At 43.7% G+C, this 21,096-nt stretch carries 17 protein-coding genes; 8 read left to right on the top strand and 9 right to left on the bottom strand.

Going from position 1 to position 21,096, the window contains the following annotated elements:
• Positions 1-5 precede the first annotated feature (5 nt).
• Positions 6-2,537 (bottom strand): trimethylamine-N-oxide reductase TorA, encoded by a 2,532-nt coding sequence (gene torA, locus Q0852_RS06235; protein WP_299015398.1) that lies wholly within the window; start codon positions 2,535-2,537, stop codon positions 6-8.
• Positions 2,538-2,610: 73 nt separating this feature from the next.
• On the bottom strand, positions 2,611-3,777 hold the full coding sequence (torC, locus tag Q0852_RS06230) for a pentaheme c-type cytochrome TorC (protein ID WP_299015395.1): 1,167 nt from the start codon (positions 3,775-3,777) through the stop codon (positions 2,611-2,613).
• Between the two features lie 200 nt (positions 3,778-3,977).
• On the opposite strand from torC, the gene torR reads away from it, so the two are divergent.
• The gene (torR, locus tag Q0852_RS06225) at positions 3,978-4,691 is read left to right on the top strand and encodes a two-component system response regulator TorR (RefSeq protein ID WP_299015392.1); all 714 of its coding nucleotides are present in this window, start codon (positions 3,978-3,980) and stop codon (positions 4,689-4,691) included.
• 522 nt (positions 4,692-5,213) lie between these two features.
• On the opposite strand, the gene panP is transcribed toward torR, so the two are convergent.
• The 6 genes from panP to Q0852_RS06195 form a co-directional block, all read right to left on the bottom strand.
• Positions 5,214-6,860: a pyridoxal-dependent aspartate 1-decarboxylase PanP gene (gene panP / locus Q0852_RS06220; RefSeq protein ID WP_299015390.1), complete on the bottom strand. Its 1,647-nt coding sequence runs from the start codon at positions 6,858-6,860 to the stop codon at positions 5,214-5,216.
• Positions 6,861-7,020: 160 nt separating this feature from the next.
• Positions 7,021-8,001, bottom strand: a complete 981-nt coding sequence (locus tag Q0852_RS06215; protein WP_299015387.1) for a DUF2860 domain-containing protein — start codon at positions 7,999-8,001, stop codon at positions 7,021-7,023.
• Between the two features lie 237 nt (positions 8,002-8,238).
• Positions 8,239-8,748, bottom strand: a complete 510-nt coding sequence (locus Q0852_RS06210; RefSeq protein WP_299015384.1) for a hypothetical protein — start codon at positions 8,746-8,748, stop codon at positions 8,239-8,241.
• Positions 8,749-8,938: 190 nt separating this feature from the next.
• A complete protein-coding gene (locus Q0852_RS06205; protein WP_299015381.1) occupies positions 8,939-9,040 on the bottom strand; it encodes a MetS family NSS transporter small subunit in 102 nt (33 codons plus the stop codon).
• Positions 9,041-9,042: 2 nt separating this feature from the next.
• Positions 9,043-10,524: a sodium-dependent transporter gene (locus tag Q0852_RS06200; RefSeq protein ID WP_299015378.1), complete on the bottom strand. Its 1,482-nt coding sequence runs from the start codon at positions 10,522-10,524 to the stop codon at positions 9,043-9,045.
• 389 nt (positions 10,525-10,913) lie between these two features.
• Positions 10,914-11,516, bottom strand: a complete 603-nt coding sequence (locus Q0852_RS06195; protein ID WP_299015375.1) for a hypothetical protein — start codon at positions 11,514-11,516, stop codon at positions 10,914-10,916.
• Positions 11,517-11,662: 146 nt separating this feature from the next.
• Here Q0852_RS06195 and Q0852_RS23950 point away from each other — a divergent pair, with 146 nt between their 5' ends.
• The gene (locus Q0852_RS23950; RefSeq protein WP_367278109.1) at positions 11,663-11,752 is read left to right on the top strand and encodes a YnhF family membrane protein; all 90 of its coding nucleotides are present in this window, start codon (positions 11,663-11,665) and stop codon (positions 11,750-11,752) included.
• A 112-nt stretch (positions 11,753-11,864) separates the two neighbouring features.
• Positions 11,865-13,079 carry a patatin family protein gene (locus Q0852_RS06190; RefSeq protein WP_299015372.1) on the top strand — a complete coding sequence of 405 codons (1,215 nt, stop codon included), beginning with the start codon at positions 11,865-11,867 and terminating at the stop codon, positions 13,077-13,079.
• Between the two features lie 70 nt (positions 13,080-13,149).
• Here Q0852_RS06190 and Q0852_RS06185 read toward each other — a convergent pair whose 3' ends face one another.
• On the bottom strand, positions 13,150-14,055 hold the full coding sequence (locus Q0852_RS06185; protein ID WP_299015369.1) for a manganese-dependent inorganic pyrophosphatase: 906 nt from the start codon (positions 14,053-14,055) through the stop codon (positions 13,150-13,152).
• Between the two features lie 731 nt (positions 14,056-14,786).
• Between Q0852_RS06185 and Q0852_RS06180 the strand changes: the two genes are divergently transcribed.
• From Q0852_RS06180 to emrD, 5 genes are all read left to right on the top strand, one after another.
• Positions 14,787-16,706, top strand: a complete 1,920-nt coding sequence (locus Q0852_RS06180; RefSeq protein WP_299015366.1) for a methyl-accepting chemotaxis protein — start codon at positions 14,787-14,789, stop codon at positions 16,704-16,706.
• A gap of 146 nt (positions 16,707-16,852) precedes the next feature.
• Positions 16,853-17,206, top strand: a complete 354-nt coding sequence (locus tag Q0852_RS06175; protein WP_299015363.1) for a hypothetical protein — start codon at positions 16,853-16,855, stop codon at positions 17,204-17,206.
• Positions 17,207-17,615: 409 nt separating this feature from the next.
• A complete protein-coding gene (ribA, locus tag Q0852_RS06170) occupies positions 17,616-18,215 on the top strand; it encodes a GTP cyclohydrolase II (RefSeq protein ID WP_299015360.1) in 600 nt (199 codons plus the stop codon).
• 402 nt (positions 18,216-18,617) lie between these two features.
• Entirely contained in the window at positions 18,618-19,541 is a 924-nt protein-coding gene (locus Q0852_RS06165) for a LysR family transcriptional regulator (RefSeq protein ID WP_299015358.1), read from the top strand.
• Between the two features lie 322 nt (positions 19,542-19,863).
• Positions 19,864-21,045: a multidrug efflux MFS transporter EmrD gene (emrD, locus tag Q0852_RS06160; protein WP_367278110.1), complete on the top strand. Its 1,182-nt coding sequence runs from the start codon at positions 19,864-19,866 to the stop codon at positions 21,043-21,045.
• Positions 21,046-21,096: the final 51 nt, after the last annotated feature.

Raw genomic sequence — 21,096 nt, 5'->3', positions numbered from 1 at the left:
CAGACTTAGTCCAGATCCATTGCTGGGAACAGTGGGTTAATGTCTGTAATTTCAACTGGGCCGTTGAAGCCAGTTACCGCAGGCACTTTACCTTTGTACTTCTCGATCTGTACAAGAGCAGAAGCTGCAGAAGTAGCCTGAGCCAGTTTAGATGAACCGATGTCCTGAGTCAGAACGTTAGGATCACCGTAAGTACAGATTGTACCTGGCTTACCACCATGTAGTGGGCTGTACCATGCACCTTCATGGATACGACATACGCCTGACTTGTAGTCGTCAGTAACAACGGCACCAGCCAGTACCTGACCACGGTCGTTGAATACGCGTACGATGTCACCAGACTTGATGCCACGAGCCTTCGCATCAGCAGTGCTGATGTAGATAGGCTCACGATCTGCAACAGCGTAAGTCGCGCGGTGCTCAGTTGAAGAACACAACTGAGAGTGCAGACGGTGTTTAGGGTGCGTACTCTGCAGGTTGATCGGGAAGCGGTCAGAACGAGGACCACCGTGGCTACGTTCTTTCTTCTCGAACCACATTGGGTGACCCTGACAGTCATCGTAACCCATGTCTGCGATTGTCTTACAGTAAATCTCGATCATACCAGTTGCAGTACCTAGAGGCTCAAGATCCGGTTCTTTACGGAATGACTCGTGACGAACCCACTCTTTACCAGCAGGGAACTCAACGAAGCCTTCACCAGCCCAGAACTTCTTGAAGTTAGGCAGACGAACGCCAAGACCACGACCCTGTAGACGTGCACCGTTATAGATGTGCTCGATCCATTCCATCTGAGTCTTACCACCGGTGAACGCTTCTTCGCGATCGTAACGGCGGCATAGCTCGCGGAAGATGTCAAAGTCGTCTTTCGCTTCGAACATTGGCTCAACAACTTTCGGCAGGGCAATGATACCCGCGTTAGAGTGGTTACCGTACTGTTCGATATCGTTACGCTCGTGCGTTGTTGTCGCAGGAAGTACGATGTCAGCGAAACGACAAGTCGCAGTCCACTGGTGGTCAATAGAAACAACCGTTTCCAGTTTACGCCACGCCTTGATCATCTTGTTGCGATCCTGGTGGTGGGTGAACGGGTTGTTACCACAGAACACAGCCATCTTCATTTTTGGGAACTTAATGTCGTGGCCGTTCCACTGGATTGTCTTACCTGGGTTTTCGATACAGTCAACGAAACGCGCTACTGGGATGTAAGTCGAGTAGCCTTTGTATGAACCGTTGTGGATTGGGTCAATGCCAGTTACACCACTGAAGCCAGACATTAGCGGGCCGTTAGACGTGATTGAACCTGCATCATTGTAGTGCCAGCCGAAGCCGAAACCACCACCTGGTAGACCGATTTGGCCAAGCATCGCAGCAAGAACAACCAGCATCCAAGCGTACTGCTCACCGTGCTGCATACGCTGCAGACACCAGCCGCCGATGATCTGAGTACGGCCAGAAGCCATTTGGCGAGCAAGGGCACGGATATCGTCAGCTTTGATGCCACAGATCTTTTCTGCCCACTCAGGAGACTTCTCAACACCGTCTTTCTCACCTGTTAGGTAAGGAACGAACTTGTCGAAACCAGTCGTGTAGTCAGAGATGAAATCTTTGTTGTATAGGTTTTCGCTGTGTAGGGTATGAGCGATAGCCAGCATCAACGGTACGTCGGTCTGTGGGTTAACAGGAACCTGCTCACCGCCAACGAATTTCTGCGTATCAGAAACAACTGGATCAACGTAGATTACTTTGATCTCTTTGTTCTTCACTTTCTCAGCCAGCTGCTCGTAGTAAGCATATGGGCTGTGATCTGGTACTAGCCAGCCAACCTGAAGGTTCTTGATTGGGTCTGAACCCCACACAACGATAGTGTCAGAGTGCTCAAGAACTAGCGGCCAAGAAGTCTGCTGTTCGTAAACCTCCATTGCACCGGCAACATACGGAAGAATTACCTGTGCTGCACCTGTTGAATAGTCACCAGCTTTAGCAAGGAAAGTACCGTGAAGGCCGATTGCGCGCATCATCATAGTACCAGCAGAGTGTAGTTTACCTACAGACTGCCAGCCTGTGTGACCTGCATATAGTGCACTTGGGCCATAGCTGTTCTGAATTCGTTCCATTTCGTGGTAGAAGAAGTCCAGAGCCTGAGACCATGGCACACGAACGAAACGGTTGTCACCACGCTGAGCAGTATCAGATTTGAAACCGTGTTTCAGCCAGTCGATACGTACCATTGGGTACTTAACACGTGCAGGGTTGTATACCACTTCACGTACACCGTTGATCATCGTAGTAGGGTGCTTGTCCTTTTCGAAAGGAACAGTATCAACCCATACACCGTTTACAACTTTGGCACGGAATGCACCCCAGTGTGAACCAGAAAGAACGTCACCGGTGAAGTTGGCTTTTTCGTGTGAAGCTGCCATCGCCTTGCGCGGAGCAAGAAGGCTCGTACCAACTACAGAAGCCGCGCTCGCAGCAACCATACCTGAAAGGAAGCGACGGCGAGATACGCCTTTATTTAGAATTTGAGTCGCCATTTATAAATCCTTAAATTTAAAATTCTTTTTTTGAATGGCGGTGGGAGATTTTTGTCCCACCGCGGATCAGGAATTAGTGCTTACCAGCGCCGCCAGTATCTTTACCGTGGTTCTGCAGGTACTTCAACAGAGTACGCTCTTCGGTTTTAGTCAGACGGTAGTACGCGCTCATTGCGTTCAGGCCTGAGATCCAACCGTTTGCAGTAAAATGCGCTGGGTCCGGGGCAGCGTGACAAGCATTGCAAGTTGCGCCGAACATATCTTCTGCGTAGTTCCAGATTGGCTGGATGTTGTCGATCATGTCTTCAGCAGTGATCCAAGCTTCAACAGAAACGTGCTGCCATACGATGTCAGTTGCAGGGTCAGTTTTTTCTTCGATAAGCTGTTCAGTTGCTTTAACTTCGCCACGGATAGTTGCCTTGAATACACGTTTACCCATGTACTCAGTCATTACACGGCCTTTGCCCGCTTTTTCCAGCCAACCGTCAACTTTGATCTTCAGCATGTTGTCTTTGCGCTCAAGAACAGTTACTTCAGAAGCAGGAAGTAGCTTACCTTCAGCTTTGCCATTTGCATCAGCAGCTGCGAACAGGTTCTTCTCACCAAGAGAGTAAAGTACTTTCTCTGTAGCACCTTGTGCATTAGCTGTTGCCTGTAGCTCTTGGAAGTCTTTTTGGAATCCGCCTGCCATGTTTGGTAGTTCGTGGGCAATGCCTTTGTGACACTCGATACAGTTCATGTCAGCAGCAGCGGCTTTGTTCATTTCCATTGCAGCTTTAGCAGACTGTTTAGAGTGGTCCATAGCTTCATAAGAGTGACAGCTCTTACAGGTTTTGGAATTCTGGCTCTTCATTCGAGCCCAAACCATTTCAGCCAGTTCTAGACGGTGCTCTTCCAGTTTTTCAGGAGTATCAATTTTTTTTGTGATGAAATGGTTGTATACGTCTTTCCAAGCACCCAGCTTACGCATTATTTTGCCTGGGAGATCTTTTGGCTGGTGGCAGTCAACACACTCTGCTCGAACACCAGAAGCATTTTTGAAGTGGATTCGTTGTTTGTATTCTTCGTAGTTCTGCTGCATGGTGTGGCAAGAAGTACAGAATTCAGTTCGAGAGGCAAATTCGAACCCTTTGTGAACGACAAATGTTCCCGCCAGTGTGATAACAATACCGACTAAAACCAGTGCAAGAATTGAATACTTGCTGGTTGGCTTAGTCAACGTCTGCCAAAGTTTTTTCATAGTGGAAGATTCCATTAAAGAATTAATGTCTCCGTAAAGCACGGTGACGTATGGTTTTTTATGGTTTAATCTTAATTCCACGATGTGAATAAGGATATGGGCGGTAATTAACAGGTTAGTCGGCATTGTGACAAATTGTGAATGACCGCTTAGTGTGCTACCGTTTTTAAAAGACAGCCGAAACAAACAAAGAGATAAACATGAGTCATCACGTACTTGTTGTAGAAGATGAGATTGTTACCCGAACTAAGCTTGTCGGGTATTTTGAAAATGAAGGTTATAAGGTGAGCCAGGCCGATAGCGGTGATCAAATGCGTGAGATCATGGCTAGTGAAAAAATTGACTTGGTAATGCTAGATATTAATTTACCTGGTGAAGATGGTTTGATGCTTACTCGTGAGCTTCGTAGCCGTTCTGATGTCGGTATTATTCTGGTAACAGGCCGTACTGATAGTATCGACCGTATTGTTGGTTTGGAGATGGGAGCCGACGATTATGTGACCAAGCCATTTGAGCTGCGTGAGCTGCTTGTTCGTGTGAAAAACCTGTTGTGGCGCATGACTTTAGTAGAAAAGGCACGCGATGAAACTATGGTTGAAATGCAGGAAGACAGCATTATCCGATTTGGTGATTGGCAGTTTGATATTAACAAACGAGCACTGACTCATAATGGCGTTCCGGTGAAATTGACCAAGGCTGAATATGAGTTACTGGTTGCTTTCTCTTCTCACCCAAATGTTGTGCTTAGCCGTGAGCGTATTTTGAATATGCTGAGCCATCGAGTTGAAGCGCCAAACGATCGCACTATTGATGTATTAATTCGACGTATGCGTTCGAAAATGGAAGTAGACCCTAAGAATCCGCAAATTTTTGTAACGGTTCACGGTGAAGGCTATATGTTTGCCGGTGATTAATTTTTCGCTCTACAGTGAATAACTAATCTCAGACTCTAATTGTTGGGTTTGAAACATTTTGAAATAAATAAGCCGATATATTCCCTATATCGGCTTTTTTGTAATAGGCAAAAAGTACTTTTTCTTGACCGTAATCAATAGTTGTTAATCGCTATTAACAACACCCAGACTAAAAAAGCATCACTTCCATTTGGCGGGTTGATGATATTTTGCTCAATATTGCCAGGCTTAATATGGTCGGTAGAATATTTTAAGAAAAATATTTCTATTACAGCTGGAGAATAAGACTAAATTTACGTTTATTTTTACAATATAGCGTGCCAATTATGCCCGATTTTTTATTTTGAATAATTTGGGTGGGTAAATATTGAACGGCTTATTGGCTATTTCGTGAGCGCTTTGGGTGGGCGGTAATTTATTTTTAGTCTGTAATTCTGCTTACTTTAGTAAAAAAAGAGCTTGGCATATTGCCAGGCTCTTTTTTTGCTTGAAGCTTACTTAGTTACTAATAAGTTAACACTATTACTTACTTAAGATTTCTTCGGTTAAGGCCATGATCCTTGGATAGCTTTGCTCGCTTTCGCTGGCCAGGCTTTGCTGCTCTTGCAAAACATTGTGCAAGATTTCGTCAGTCGTCAGCGGGTTAGCGAGTACAACTCTAAAGACTGTTGTGATGTTTCGATCCCACTTATCCGGATTTAGTCGGGTACGGGAAACGAATGACTTACCGGATTCACGCTGTCTTTTTTGGATGAATTTTGTCAAATCATTAAGTGCGGCATGCAGTTCAGCTTTTTGCTCAGTAGTGGCAAGTTTCAATGCGCGTTGGGTAGCTTCAGGTACATAGCGATAGGTTAGGAGGCAAAGTTCGGGCTCGCTGATCAGCTCAAAGTTAGGGTGCACTCTGATTAAGCCAGCGAAGTACTTGGCCTTTTCTATACTATTGTTAATTAGTAGCTCATAGCCTGGGCGGCTGATGATATTCATGCTGGCAAACAACAACATTGCCATCCCGCTTCGCGAGCCTTCTAAGGTATGGCTACCGAGGTCTTTGGAACCTTTACGAAGGATATATTCAGCATGGTGCTCAATGGCTGTTGCTGATGTTGGGTTTTTGAAGATGACCATTCCGGCACCCATCGGGACGTACAGCTGTTTATGTGCGTCGATAGTAACGGAGTCAGCCCGCTCAACACCTTTAAGTAAGGTACGGTATTTGTTCGACATCAGTGTCGCACCACCCCAAGCGGCATCGACGTGGAAGTGGCAATCGTGCTTTTCGGCAATGTGTGCCAGATCTTCCAGGGGATCAATGTTGCCTGTTTCGGTTGTGCCGGCCACACCTACGATCGCGAATGGCTTAATATTGCGTGCCTTAAGTGAAAGTAAGGTTTCGTTCAGATCATCAATACAGATTCGGTTATTGGTATCTGTTTTGATTGGAATGAGGTTGTCGCGGCCAAAGCCCAGTACGTCTGCGGCTTTTTTAAGAGAGTAATGCCCTCGCTCTGAAACGAGCACAGCGAGATCATCATAGCCGTAGTGCTTCATTGCCCTGAAAAGACCTTCCTGAGCCACACCGCGAAATTTACCATCGGGCTTGAGTGCATTGTTTCGGGCTACCCACAGTGCGGTGATATTCGCGATTGTACCACCAGAACAAAACGCTCCGAGAGAGTGGTTGGCGCTATGCATCCACTGCTGGTAGAACGATTCCTCTTCATGGAAAATCAGGTTGTGCAGCATTCCGAGCACCTGGCGTTCAAGCGGAGTAAATGCTTTGGACGTTTCGATTTTTACCAGGTTTTGGTTCAGGCCAATCATGATTTTTGACAACGGCATCAAAAAGTAAGGCAAAGCTGAAGTCATATGACCAATAAAGCTGGGTGCTGAAGTGTGCACCGATTGGGCGACCAGTTTGTCTAGTAAAAATGCCGTATGTTCAGAGACAAATGACGGATTTTCAGGAATATCAGCAGATGAAAAATCCTTTTCTATCTCAGTCAGTGGCTTTTCTCGTGCAGCAATATGTGTCTGCAAAAACGCATTGAGGTTTTCTGAGATCTCTTTTTCAATCCGACCTAAGGTTGAATTGGGTGCTTCCGGCACCGTAAATATGCGATGCAGCGACTCGACGGAAGCATCGGCTTTTCTGTTATCGACTGCCATATTTTGTTGATACTTTGATGAAAGTTGGCAAATTGTTGCTAATTTAATGCAATTCGCGCAGCTTGTCCCGAAAAAATTGATTGCAGATCACTGTTCTACTTAACAGTTTATATTGAAACAGGGGATAGAAAACGACTAATCCTTCTCTGTTTGGTCACTTTTAGAACCGATAATTGATACCGGCACTGATCAATAGTGAATCTTCATCATAGAAGTTGATATTGGAGTTGCTCTGGTTATAACCCGCTAATGATACCAGCCCCCAGTTTTCCCAACCGAATGGTTCCTGATACTCATAGGCAAGGAAAACGCCCCATCGGTCATCTTGCTGTTTCTTGTCAAAGACCGGGTTGGCTTTATCGAAATCGGCATAGTCATAGCTGAATGTAAGTGCAAGGCTTGAGCTCGGCAGAAACTGAATGACACCAATCTCGGCACCATAAATATCATTGGCCAACGCATTGCCATCTGTATCGATACGGGAGTAGCTTACCGCTCCGCGAAGAAGAAGGCGCTGGTTGAGTGACTGGAAGTAACTCAGCTGGCTAAACAAGATATTACCTTCACGTTCGAGCAAAGACTGTTCTTGGCTGGTAAAGCTATGCTGGCCACTTTTCTCGTTTTCAATTTCCTGCTTGCCACCGGCAACTTCAATAGAAAAGTTAGAGCCTAAAACGCGGTCGTACTGGAGTCGAACACCCTTAATTTTACTGTCTGTTTTTTTGCGAGGTTCGCCAGTGACAAACGGGTCTTCCCAGGTTGAAGTATCGACAATGCCCGGTACATAACTAATGCTTACCATACCGTTTTCAGGGAGTTGCTGGCGGTAGCCGAGTTCCACATGGAATCGTCCCAGAGCAACATCTGAACGGCTAGTACCAAAGTAAACCTGTTTGTCAGCTTGTACTGTGGTATAGCTGATTGTGCCAAGAGGAGCAAATATAGCTTCGCTTTGCGATTGGCCGTTGTTGTCCAAAGAGTCTGTTACTTTATTATCGGTGTTGAATTGCGAGGTTTCTTTGGTATAGCCGCCGAGAAATGAAATATCGGCGCCAAAGCCTGGTGTCCACTTGGGGCCTGAGGCTGCTACTACTGATGTTGAAACAATGCCTGTAAAAAGGCAGAGTTTTAGAGGCTTCATTCTTGCTCCTTGCTAAAGCCATACTTAGGCTAAGGTTATGACTTTGTTGATAAAGCGCATTTATATGTCAAAACGCGATATACCTTGTCAGTAAACAGTTAAATTATCAACCTATATTCATATTGTATTTTTACTTGGATATATAGGCAGAGGAGAGCAAAGCTAGACAGGGTTTAGATAAGGTAGGAACAGATAGAATAGAACTGCCGGGAAAGCGACAACGTTCCCGGCGTGAGCTTATTTACATTTAATGGCGGCGATAGCGGTCATTTTTTCGTTATAAGCATTTAATGGTTTATCAATGTCACCGGGATGAGTAAGGAGATCGGCAAATGCGCTGCGTAGTGTGTAGTTTTTTGCGTGAGGCTTACTTTGACGATCATCAAATGCTTTTTTTGCGGTATGGCCCAGTTTATCATCTTGCTGAGAGAGGGCTTTTATATCTTGCTGAGTTAACTTCAGCCATGACTCTACAGATTGTGACAAGTCAAGTTTGTCCTTGTCGTTCTCAAGATACCAATCAACGGCTTCTCGGTTTAATTCGAAATGATGTTTTCGACCATTAAGAAACCATTTGCCAACTTCCTCAAGGTTTTTATCTTTCTTGACTGCCAACTCAACCAGGCTTTCATACCATGCAAGCGAAGCATCCACATATTGGTGGTATTTATCGCTTTGACAGGTGGTTGCTGCGGATACCGACACAGGCAGTAACGCAAGAGAGAGTAAGATAACAGGTAACTTCATTGACTTTCCTTGATTGTTATTCTTGTAAGGTTTACTAATCGATTGTAACGTCATGATTGCGGTAGGGAAAATGATTCTTTGCGGGAATGACTGGTGATTAACAAAGTTTGTGAGGTAATACTTGATTAAGTTGATTAAAAAGAGGCTCAGAAGAGCCTCTTTGTCGGTTAGTAGGGTAGAAGTCTATTGGCTATCGGTTTTGCTGCTTCATAGCAAGGTAGATGCAGTATGCCGCACCCCCCCATGTAATACCAAAGCCAAACACCATCATGATAATTGCGCCGAATGTCATAGTTATGCCTCCTGGTGTTTTTGCGGTTTTGATATTAGGTTGATGATGACTGCAACAACGAACATTGCCGCAACCAGTCCCCAGCCAAGTAAAAGTAGATCTGACATGGCATAGCCGCCATAACCTTCTTTAAAGGTATTGAGCAGGTTGGTACCCAAGATAAGAGCTAGCATGGCCGGACTAAGGAAGCGAATACAAAGTTCGAACCATTTTCCAATACTAAATTCCGAGATGTTATTTGCATAGTTACGAACATCTGCAGCTTTGAACAGCCAGCCAATAATCAGTAGTTCGATTAGGCAACTGGTTAGCAATGCGACATTGTTAATAAAGTAGTCAATAAGATCTAGCAGCAGTAAGCCGCCGTTGGTTGCGAACGCCAAGGAGACGAGAAAACCGACACCACATACAATTGATGCTGTTTTTTTACGTGACCAGTTGAGTTTATCGATTAACGCCGATGTTACGGCTTCAATAATTGAAATGTGCGAGCTTAAGCCGGCAACCACCAAAGCAAGGAAGAACAATGGGCCCAGGATATATGGCGCTGGTAACAAGTTTATTGCGGCTGGGATGGTCACAAATGCCAGGCCAACTCCCGCGGACACCACGTCTGTAATCGGTTTGGCTTGTTCTTGGGCCATGTACCCAAGCACACCGAAGATAAGCACACCAGCAGTAATCGAGAATCCGCAGTTAATCAGAACTGTCATGAACGCATTGTTATTGATGTCTGATTTTTCAGGTAAATAGCTGGAGTACGCAATCATAATGGCAAAGCCAACACTCAGGGTGAAGAATATTTGCCCATAGGCCGCCGACCAGACTTTCGCATCGAGGATCTTGCTGAAATCAGGCTGGAACAGATAGTTTAAGCCATCCAGCGCGCCAGGCAGGAATACGATGCGGGTGATTAAACCCATAACCATAATGAACAGCAATGGCATCAGAATTTTATTAGCGCGCTCTATACCGCCCTTAACACCGCCAAATATCGCAGCAAAAGTGATTCCCCATGCAAGAAGCATAGGAATCGCGATGTGAAGCTGAAGACTGCCAAGCTTGGTTGGGGAGTTTTCTCCTAGCTGAAGGTATTCACTAAAGAAGAAGCCATTGGTATCACTTCCCCAGGATTGGGTAAATGAATAGCTGAAGTATGAAATTGCCCAGCCAATGACGGCGACATAGTAAACTGCGATGATGGCAGCAATGAATACCTGAAACCAACCGAGCCACTCCAATTTGATACCTATTTTAGAAAAGGTTCGGGGTGCAGCACCGCGGAGCTTATGGCCTAAGCTGAATTCCATAACCATAAATGGAATACCGGCAGTTAACATGGCAAAAAGGTAAGGAATAAAAAATGCGCCACCACCGTTTTCATAAGCCATATACGGGAAACGCCATATGTTTCCCAATCCAATCGCGGAGCCTACAGCGGCCAGGATAAACCCAGCGCGGGAGCCCCATTGTTCGCGTTTCATAAACATCTCCTTATGTACTGCAATTCTCTATGAAACAAAGAGTTCTAAGTCAATTATGCTAATTTATTTCGTCCTGAAACGTGGGATTTAGGCTGAAAAACCACGTTAATGACTTGAGATTAGCTAGAGTCAAAATGTAAAGCAATAGACTGTAACTTTGTTAATGGTTTGATTTGTTGGTGTTAATGTTTGTGTGGGGTTGGTTTCGTAGTGACAAAACAGAGTAGAAAAAGCAATAAGCCAGAAGGATATAGCGAAGAGTGATTGTTAATTAGCTGGAAATTTTATTTTTACTGCTGCGTAAATGCGGCTAAAAATCCACCAAAAGATGGCCGTTTAGCTTAGTGATTTAGGGAAAGGCCAGATAATGTGGCCTTTAGAGTAATAGTTCAAAACGAAAAGCTAACACCGATATTCGTTTGAAACTGACTGATCCAGTCTGAATCAATCTTGATTTTACATGTTTCATCACCGGTAGGGAGCTGACAAATAGCTGTTGTATTGCTGTCGATAAGGTTTGCCAGCCAACGGCCCTCAAAAACAAGCTTAGTGTTGTTATTTATCTTATATTCGGCTCCGCCGAAGAATCCACCGGAAAAAAGCAGGTCATCATTGCTCCAATCGGATTCTACAATTGTGGTCCCCAGACTGCCCCCGAAATAAGCATCAAAACTAGGGCTGGTGTCATAGCGAATTGAGCTTTGGAATTGAAAGTAGGTGAAGGAGCCGTCACCTTGAATATCTCGGGCTTCATTTGGTTGGTGGCTGATGAACAGGCCAATACGGCCTGTCTCAAAATCGGTATCTAAACTAAACGCAAGGTGAGGATCATCCTCAATACGAATTTTATTGCCATTATCATCAGTGATTTGACCAGAAAAACTGTAGCCGAAATACGGAGTAAAATGGAGAGTGTTACTTGCATGTGACGGGGATGAAACGAAGGTTGTTAGGGTGGTTCCAATGAGTGTTATGACTATTGGTAGCTTCATTGCTGGCCTCTATTCCTCTGATTCAACGTAACTTTAATTGTGACAGCAATCTGAATACGGTGCTTTTTTAATAGTCAGAAACTTGAACTCCACCTAATATGTGGTTAATAATATGTTAAAACATTGGTATTGATAGGGGTATTATTATGGAGCGTGATCTGAAATTAGCTGTGTTTACTGCGGTTGTGACGTTGACGGTATTAATGACCTTTGGAATTATTTCAGTTACGGCTTAACTTGTTAATATAACAGGTTTTGGTGTTTATTCCGTTTTGGTTCCGGTACGGTCAAGCTAAGGATGGTATGCTGTCGACAGTGAATTTTCGGATTCTTTGTTGTGAGTAAAGTATGCTAAATCACTTGCCGTTTAGTTTAAATGAATCAGATTTACAGCATGTTAATGCCTTCTCAACACGTTTATTGGGGGCAAGCAAGCTGAAAATCGCCTTGGTTGTTCAGGGGGGCGGGCAACGAGGGATTTTTACCGCAGGTGTCTTTGATGCCTTTCTTGAGGCCGGCTTTGACCCATTTGAACTATACGTCGGTACATCTGCCGGGGCATTAAACCTTTCTTCTTTTATCAGCCGGCAGCATCAGTTCGGATATAACTTCATTGTCAATTACACCACTGATAATGAATTTTTTAATCTATATAAATATCTGAGTAAACAAAAACCGATGAATCTGGATTGGGCGTTGGAAAGCGTTGCACCTGGTGGCTCATTGCAACTTGATTTTGCGACGGCAAGGCTTGTGTTGAGACATCGTACTGCACTGGCATGCGCAACACGCAAAGATACTCTCCAGGATATTTATCTGCCAATGTATCAAAGTGATTGGCAAGATGTATTGCGTGCATCATGCGCAATTCCGGTAATTTACAATCATCCGGTTAATTTGCGTGATCTTGAATGGGTGGATGGTGGTGTGAGTGCTGCCGTTCCGGTTCGAGAAGCCTGGCTTCGTGGTGCTGACCTGGTGGTGGTGGTTCGGACAGAACCTGTACCGGGTCATGATGATGATTCTGGGGTACTTTATGATTGGCGAGAGAAAATTGAAACAGTCTTGCCTGAATATATTGAACGTTTGAGCCTTAACCAGTCTCTGGATAAGGTTAAGGCTATCCATTCAGAGCTGATCCAACGCTTTGAGCAGTGGAAATTTATTCGGAATGAGAAGGAACCAGAACCGAAAGTTGATGAACTGGCTAAGAGTATTGAACAGTCAAAAAATAGTAATTGGCGATTATTGTCGGCTGATAATATTGAGCGGTTCCTGTCGATTACCGGTAAAGGAAAGAGTGCTGAAATCCTTGAAATGCTCAACCGGTATTATAGAACTTATGATGAAATGAATAGTTTTTTGCTCAATCCACCCGATGACTTTAAAGTGATTCAGATTGCTCCTGAACGGGGATTAAAGAGCCGGGCATTGTTGAGTGATAAGGATGATCTTGAAATTGACTATAGGGAAGGTAAGGTTGTTGGTCGACATTTTGTAGAGCATTTTTCAGAAATACTCAATGAGATGACTGCGTTGAAGAAATCGCGTCGGATGATATAGATATCACCGATAAAAGAAAAAAACGCCAGTATGCTGGCGTTTATTTGAACTTAGTAATTGCGTACGGTTATTACGCAAGTACCTTTTGTAGCCACGGCCAGCCTTGTTTCTTACGGCTTAGCGTGTTTTCCATCATCAGTACGCCATTGTCTGCGAACTGATCTAGAGTTGCGTTCCACTCACCTTTGTATAGTAGGCGAGTTGTGCTTGTAGTGATGTCTGTCAGCATTAGTGCAGCCATTGCAAGGCCTTCTTCGTCGCAACGACGCTGAAGATCAGCATTTAGCTCGTCAATCATGCTGTCAACTTGCTCAAGAGTTGCAAGCTCGATTTGGCCAACAACAACGTCACGGTTGTTGAATGGGTAAGCTTTAAGATCTTTTTCAACAAGTTCAGAAGCAGTTAGACCTGCGATGTCAGTTTTTGCGATTAGCAGATCTTTGATGAATGCATCAAGATCCTGAACGTCAGCGATTTGAGCCAGTTCAGCTACTGCATCTTTATCTTTTTGAGTACAAGTTGGAGAAGCGAAACCAACAGTGTCACTCAGGATTGCAGACATCATTAGAATCGCAAGAGGGCGAGTGATTTCTGCATTTTCCATCTTGAACAGGTTGAACAGGATGGTACAGGTACAACCTACAGGCCAGATCCACGCTTCAAGTGGGTTAGTAGTGGTCACATCACCCAGGCGGTGGTGGTCAACAATACCTGCGATTTCAGCGTCAGCGATGTCATCCGGACCCTGAGCCAGATCAGAGAAATCCACCAGCCAGATGTTCTGACCAGTAACACCAGTGCACATTTCAGGCTGCTCAACACCAGCCTGAGCCAGGATGTGCTGAGTTTCACGGTTTAGATCACCTTGACGTACAGCCTTAGCTTCCAGGCCACGTGCTTTTAGAAGTTCAGCGCAAACAAGTGCTGCGCAAATGCTATCACTATCAGGGTTTTTGTGCCCTACTACTTGAATCATGTTGTTTCCTTTACTGCGCCAACTACAGCGCCAGATGCTGTATGACTGAATAGATAAATTCCGCCCTGAGAGCTGTGCTCAAGATCAGGCCAGAAATAGTAAACCGTGCAATTTTAGAGCTTTTTAAAGAAATAACAAATGAAGTTAGACAAAAAAGGCGAGGTTGATTAAATCAGCACCTATCCAAAGGCAAGATGAGGTTGATACCAAGGAATCGTTATGTTGCTGTTTATGAAGGATGTGGCTTTTGTTGCTTAACGCATGTCCGATAAGGGGGGGGATACCAGCTGCACATTATTCGAGATTCGAGTAACTGTATAGTGAAGTTTAAATGGCTTTATTGACGAAACATATGAAATCAATTAGTTGGAAATAAGAAAAAGTCTTAGGATATATAAGGGTAAATCTTATTTTATCATGTTAATTGAAGTTTGCCTTAAAATAGTTTTAGCGAACTATCATCCACGTCGCTAAATAAGTTTATATATATTATTTGCCTTTATAATCTACAGGTTGATTATGGGTGGATATATAATTTCGATATGGTCAGTCTTGAATAAGTGTTCTGTTTGATATTCCTTATAAAAGATGATGCTCTGTCTGATTACTAGGCAGAAATCACTTTTTATATACATTTTTGTATCGTTTTTCATTATAAGTGAATGATAGTTGCTCTATATTCTCTTGTTGGCTATTGATTCTGTATAAATATTAGTACGTTGATTCTTAATATGAACAATTTAACAGTGAAGCAAAAATTGTATGGCGCGTTAATTTCTTTAGCCGTTGTGATCTTATGTTTTGGTTTATTTTCAAACAATAATATGGATAAGCAAGAGCTACAAACAACGATAGTTCTTGGTTTGAAGGAAGCTGATACCAAATTGTTTCTGGCGCGTTTGGCTCAGGCTGATTTTATGGTGCAAGAAAAGCCAGAGTTCCGTGATACTGTAAGCCGTTCAGTTCAATCTGCACTTGCTGCTTTAGAGCAAACAAAGCAGTTGATGGAAGTGAAAGAAAATCGTCAACAGGTAGACGGTATTATTGAATCGATTCAAAGGTTTAACCGTAGCTTTTCTGATTTCGTCAAAGCAAAGCAAAATAACATTAAAGTTCGGAAGGATTTTTTAAATGCGGCGAAAGAGTTTTCGGATACGATCGACAAAGTATTATCATCAGTTGAAACATATTACTCTGCCAATCAAAATGATTTTGAGGAGTTTAACCGTTATCGTGCAGCTAAATCCCTGAAAGATAAATTTAATAATTTAAGGGTAAATATTTGGATGTATAACGAGCATCCAACTAAAAATAAAGCCGACGATATTATGATGCGTATTTCCGAACTTCAATCCGTTATCGTTGACTTGCAAGCAGTTATGCTGTCAGAACAAACACAGCAGTATCTTCAATTACTGGATAAGCAGTTCGATACATATCAAGGTCTGTTTTCTGCAACTATTAATGATGTCACATCAATGGATGCGGCCGGTCAGCATATTCTGACGAATGCGAATACTGCATCAGAGCAAGCCTACTCACTAATTAAGAATGAACTGGCCTATGCTAAGTCAGTACAAAGTCAGTTAGAAATGATGACTTACGGCGCAATTATTTTTGCCGTTATGTTAAGTGGCGGTTTGAGCGTATGGTTAGTGCAATCAATAATGCATCCTTTGGCACAGTCTGTACGATTTGCGCAACAAATCGCTCAAGGTAACCTAACTCATCATATTGAATTAAAGGGTAGTGATGAATTTACGACCTTAAACCAGGCACTTAATCAATCCTCTGACTCATTGCGCAATATTATTGGTCAGCTAAAAAACTTGTCTGGTGTGCTGACAGAGTCTAGTGGCGCAATAGAAGGATCGGTGACTGAATCAAGTCATTCAGTTCAATTGCAGCAGAGCGAAACTGAAAATATTGCGACTGCGATTAATGAAATGACAGTTGCGGCAACGCAAATCTCCGCAAATGCAAACCAGGCATCGGATCAAAGTGAACATGCCGCGAGTGCAGCTCAGACGGGTAATGACGTTGTTCAAAATACAACAGAAGCGATGAACACGTTGTCTGATGCAATGACAACTGCTTCAAATGTTGTGAATAAGCTGAATGAAGACACGAACAACATTGGTAATATTCTTGGTGTGATTCGCGGTATTGCCGATCAAACTAACTTGCTGGCTTTGAACGCTGCGATCGAGGCGGCTCGTGCTGGTGAGCAAGGCCGAGGTTTTGCTGTTGTTGCAGATGAAGTGAGAAGCTTGGCACAAAAAACTCAGGATTCGATTGAAGATATTACGGTGATCACTGAAGCAATTCAAAATGGTGCGTCTGACGTTGTTGATGTTATGAAGACATCAACAGATCAAAGTGACAAAGTTGTAGAGCTTTCCCGTCGTTCTGGTGTGGCCTATAACAATATTGTTGATGCTATTTCTGTTATTACTGATATGAATACGCAAGTGTCTGTTGGCGCGACAGAGCAGTCAACTGTTGCTGAAGATATCAACGCTAATATCCTTAGAATCAAGACAATTGCTGATGAGAATGCAACGGGTCTTAGTAAAATCCAGTCTCAGATTAACAATCAGCTTCAACAGACTGAAGCGCTGAACAAGGTTATTGCCTTCTTCCGTATTTAACATCTTCGTTGTGAATTAAGCTCCTAGCAGGAGCACAATGGTGAAGCCATTTCTATAAGCCAGTTAGGGGAGTGTTCCCTAAGCTGGCTTTTACTGTATATAAGGTGTATACATATTGCAATTTATGGTTTTGTAAATGGGCAAAGATGGCAAAAAGTAATGGAATCGTTGGGTTATTAGTACCTGTCGTACTTAGCTTTTGGTTACTTGCGGCTCACTATTTGCGTATGGGCAATATGTTATTGTTTGGTGCATTGGTAGCATTTCCTCTGATCTTGTTGGTGCGAAGAGCTTTGATTGTAAAAATTGTACAAGGCTGTCTGGTTATAGCTGCAATCATTTGGATGATGATTACTTACCAGATGTTGGAGGCTAGAATCATGATGGGTGATGACTGGTTGCGGATGTCAATGATCATGGGGGGAGTAATTTTATTTACATTGCTTTCAGTATGTTGTTTTCTTCATTCAAAATTAGAACGGCATTATCGCCTTGAATAGTTACTACAAATAGTGAGTTTATGTAATTTACTGTTTTTATTGTCGGGACAAACGTTTTATATTGTGTGACTTGGTGCATAATGTGAAAAAGGTATAATTGTTATATTATAACAATTATACTGCTTGCAATAGCTCGTACAGCAACATCCCGTCTCTTTTGATAGTGACGATGGGTGATGTAGTGCTGTTTTAGTGTAATAATTTTAGATATCATCTAAGTAATAAAAGAGGAATGCTCAATTCTCAATCAATTCTTTAAAATCAAAGTCTTATGATGGTTGGGTGTTATGTGGCGATAATTTGCTTTTATGGGGTTACAGCTAAGATCTGAACTTTCCTCAATTTCATATCGGATAGACTGTTTGTTTATTTTTCCCGTAACAGCAATTCAGAAATACTTAGGAACATCATGGTAAATGTAAGGGCGCGAGTGCCTTTTAAAGTTGGCTTGAATAGTGACATACCGGCAGATTTGCTTTCATTCAATGGTCTTGAATCTGGCAAAGAGCATGTTGCTCTGGTTTTTCAAGACGCAGACAAAAGGTCTGCGCCACCACTGGTTCGCATGCATTCTGAGTGTCTAACTGGCGATGTTTTCCATTCTTCTCGTTGTGACTGTGGTGAGCAGCTGGATGAAACGATAAACAAGATGGGCGAGCTGGGCGGCGTTTTGCTCTATCTGCGTCAGGAAGGTCGTGGAATTGGCCTGTACAACAAAATTGATGCTTATGAGTTGCAAAGCCAGGGTATGAACACCTATGAAGCAAATAACCACTTGGGCTTCGGTGATGATTTACGTGATTTTACTGAAGCAGCATTGATGCTTAAAGCACTTGGCTTGAATGAGATCCGCCTGATCACGAATAACCCTAAGAAGATCCACGAGCTGGAAGCATTAGGTATTACGATCTCTGAAGTTGTGGGTACTAAGGCTTATATCAAAGATGGTAATGAAAGTTACCTAAGAGCAAAGGCTAGTCGCGGTAAACACCGTTTCAATTTTGACTAATCATAAAAAAACCCGCAATTGCGGGTTTTTTTATGAACAACACCAATAGCTTTGTTCATTGTCCATTCTGAGTAAAGAATGAGTATTTTGATACTCAACATTCCGATAGCCTGAATCAATCCTCTTTTGCCCTAAGGCACGAGCCGCATTCTGTCCTTGAATGGTGCCAAAAGGCCGTGCGTGGATCACCGCATTGTCTGAATATTGTTCTGCACAGCCTGTTGCATCTTGTTGATTAAGCGCATATTCCCATTGCTGTATGCCATTTTTGAATGCTTCAGTTTGGTATCAATTGCCATTGAAGCCATCTTTTTTGTCACTGGACGTGTTTGGGTCAAAAACATATTAGCAACGAAAAATAGAGTATTATGTAAATACTGTTTAATAAAACTGAACAATACTATGAATTACCTCCGCCACATGGCTGTGTTTGCAAAAGTTGTCGAGCGAGGCTCAATCAGTGCCGCGGCTGAAGAGCTTAGTCTATCGAAATCAGTGATTAGTCAGCACCTGAAAGTGCTGGAACAAGAACTTGGTATTGTACTTCTGAACAGGACTACGCGTCGGCAAACACTAACACCGGCTGGTACGGCTTTTTATGAAAAATGCCAGCAAATGAACCAGCTTGCCCAAGAGGCGTGGGAAGGGGCTAGGGAGAGTCAGTTAACGCCTACAGGTTCGGTAACAATTACTGCTCCTCATGCTTTAATGGGAAGTATTGTGGCGCCAGCGATAGGGGAGCTGGTCTCGGTCTACCCGGCTATTATTCCTCACTTGGTTGCCGAAGATGGCCGGATTGACCTTATTGAGCACGGGATAGATCTGGCGATCCGTGTCGGTGATTCTGTATCCGGTAGTTACCGACAGCGGCGAATCGGGCAATTTCGCGATGTGCTGTGCAGCTCATCAGGTTACCTTGATAAGTTTGATGACGAGTTTGTTTTTTCTGATGAGTTAACTGATGGGCTGAGTGCTTGTGATTATGTGGCTAATGTCTGGCAGGGAAAATATGTGATCCATCATCTTTATCATTCGTCACGGACGGAGCCTGTGACATTAATGATGCATCCTACTCGTTTTGCTGAATCGTTGCCGACTACAGTTGCTTTGATTGAGGCGGGGGCCGGTTTGGGTATTGTGCCTGAATTCATTTTTCATCAGCGTGAACATGCAGGATTATTGCGGGAAGTGATCCCTGGTAGTTATTTAGCCCCTAATTCTGTGTATGCGATTCACGCTTTCAATAATTCAATGCCGCTGTTAGTCAGGCTTTGTATTGAAGCCATTGAATCCCGGCTATCGTCGCCTGTAAATATTTCCCTTTAACTGTACTGGCCTAGTATGGATTGCTGGTAATTGATAACCCCTCGAAATGCATAAGTTTTGCTAATGCAATTCATAACAAAGTTTCGTGCGTAAAATCACATTCATTCCTTGCGTAAGCATATCTTCAAGCTTACTATCTCCGCACACCACATAGTGGTTGAGTCTTCTATTTTCCAAATACCCTTGCATACTATCATGTATTTCCTCTTACCTAGAGGAATGCTCTGTTTCTGGGTGTTAGTTCTTAATATACGGTAAGTTTTCATTATTTTATTCTGTGATGAGGGAGCAGGTTGTGGCTCAGCAATCTTCTACTGCCAATATGGCAAAGCTGTTATTTTTAATAATCATTCTGGCTGCGGTTGGCCAAATGACGCAGACGATGTATGTGCCTTCTATTCCTGTGATGTCGGAGTATTTTTCCGTTAAGTCATCTTATCTGCAGGCAGTGATGGCCGCTTACCTTATCCCGTATGGATTATCTCAATTTGTTTACGGCCCGTTATCGGATCGTATTGGTCGCCGCCCGGTGATCATTATCGGTATGGTGATATTTCTGGCTGGCACTGTTGCAGCTTTGCTTGCGCCGACTTTTGAGTGGTTCCTGCTGGCCAGTTTCGTACAGGGCCTGGGGACAGGATGTAGCGGTGCTATGTGTCGTACTGTAACTCGTGATTGTTATGACGGTGCTGATTTACACCGGGCCAACAGCCTTGTAAGTATGGGAGTGATTTTTTCACCGTTGATTGCTCCGGTATTGGGAGGCTATCTGTCGGCAACTTTTGACTGGCAGGCGAGCTATCGTTTCCTGCTGGTTTTCGGCGCGCTGGTTACTTTGGCTATGATGTTTATGTTTACCGAAACTTTGCCTGCGGAAAGACGTCGCAATGAGCGAGTTTTCGTCAGTTATGGGTATGTGTTGGGTAATCGCCGTTTTCAAGGTTACGTCCTTTGCTTGATTGCAACATTTGCCGGTATTGCCGTGTTTGAAGCTGCTGCTGGTGTATTATTGGGTAGCGTATTGAAGTTGGATCCAACAACGGTAAGTTGGTTGTTTGTGCTGCCATTACCTGGTTATCTGGCCGGTTCATGGTTGTCTTCATTGCTTATAAAACAGCTAGGTAATGGACGCGTTATGATGCTGGGCGTGCTATCAATAGCTATCGGTGCGCTGACTATTTTCATTCCGGGGTTAGCAGGGCTTGTAACGGTTAGTTCGTTGATTGGTGGGGCATTTATTTATTTCATCGGAGCTGGAATTTTGTTCCCAGCAGCAACTACTGCAGCAATTCAGCCGTTTCCTCATCATGCCGGTACGGCTGGTGCAGTGCTTGGTGGGCTTCAGAATTTGGGGGCTGGCTTGGCGACGCTGGCGGCATCGTTGATGCGAGCTGAAGACCAATATAGCTTGGGTGTGGTTATGGTTGTTATGGCAATATTGGTGGTACTGAGTTTGCTATGGGTCAGAAGAAGTTACCGACAGGACACCCCCATACTGGTTTAGTGTGGGTGTAAATAAAAGGCGGAGAAAATGCTTCGCCTTTTATATTGTGCT

Source organism: uncultured Photobacterium sp., assembly GCF_947502415.1.
Taxonomy (GTDB): domain Bacteria; phylum Pseudomonadota; class Gammaproteobacteria; order Enterobacterales; family Vibrionaceae; genus Photobacterium.
The sequence above is the reverse complement of the archived record's forward strand: the minus strand, read 5'-3'. Positions and strand labels throughout refer to the sequence as shown.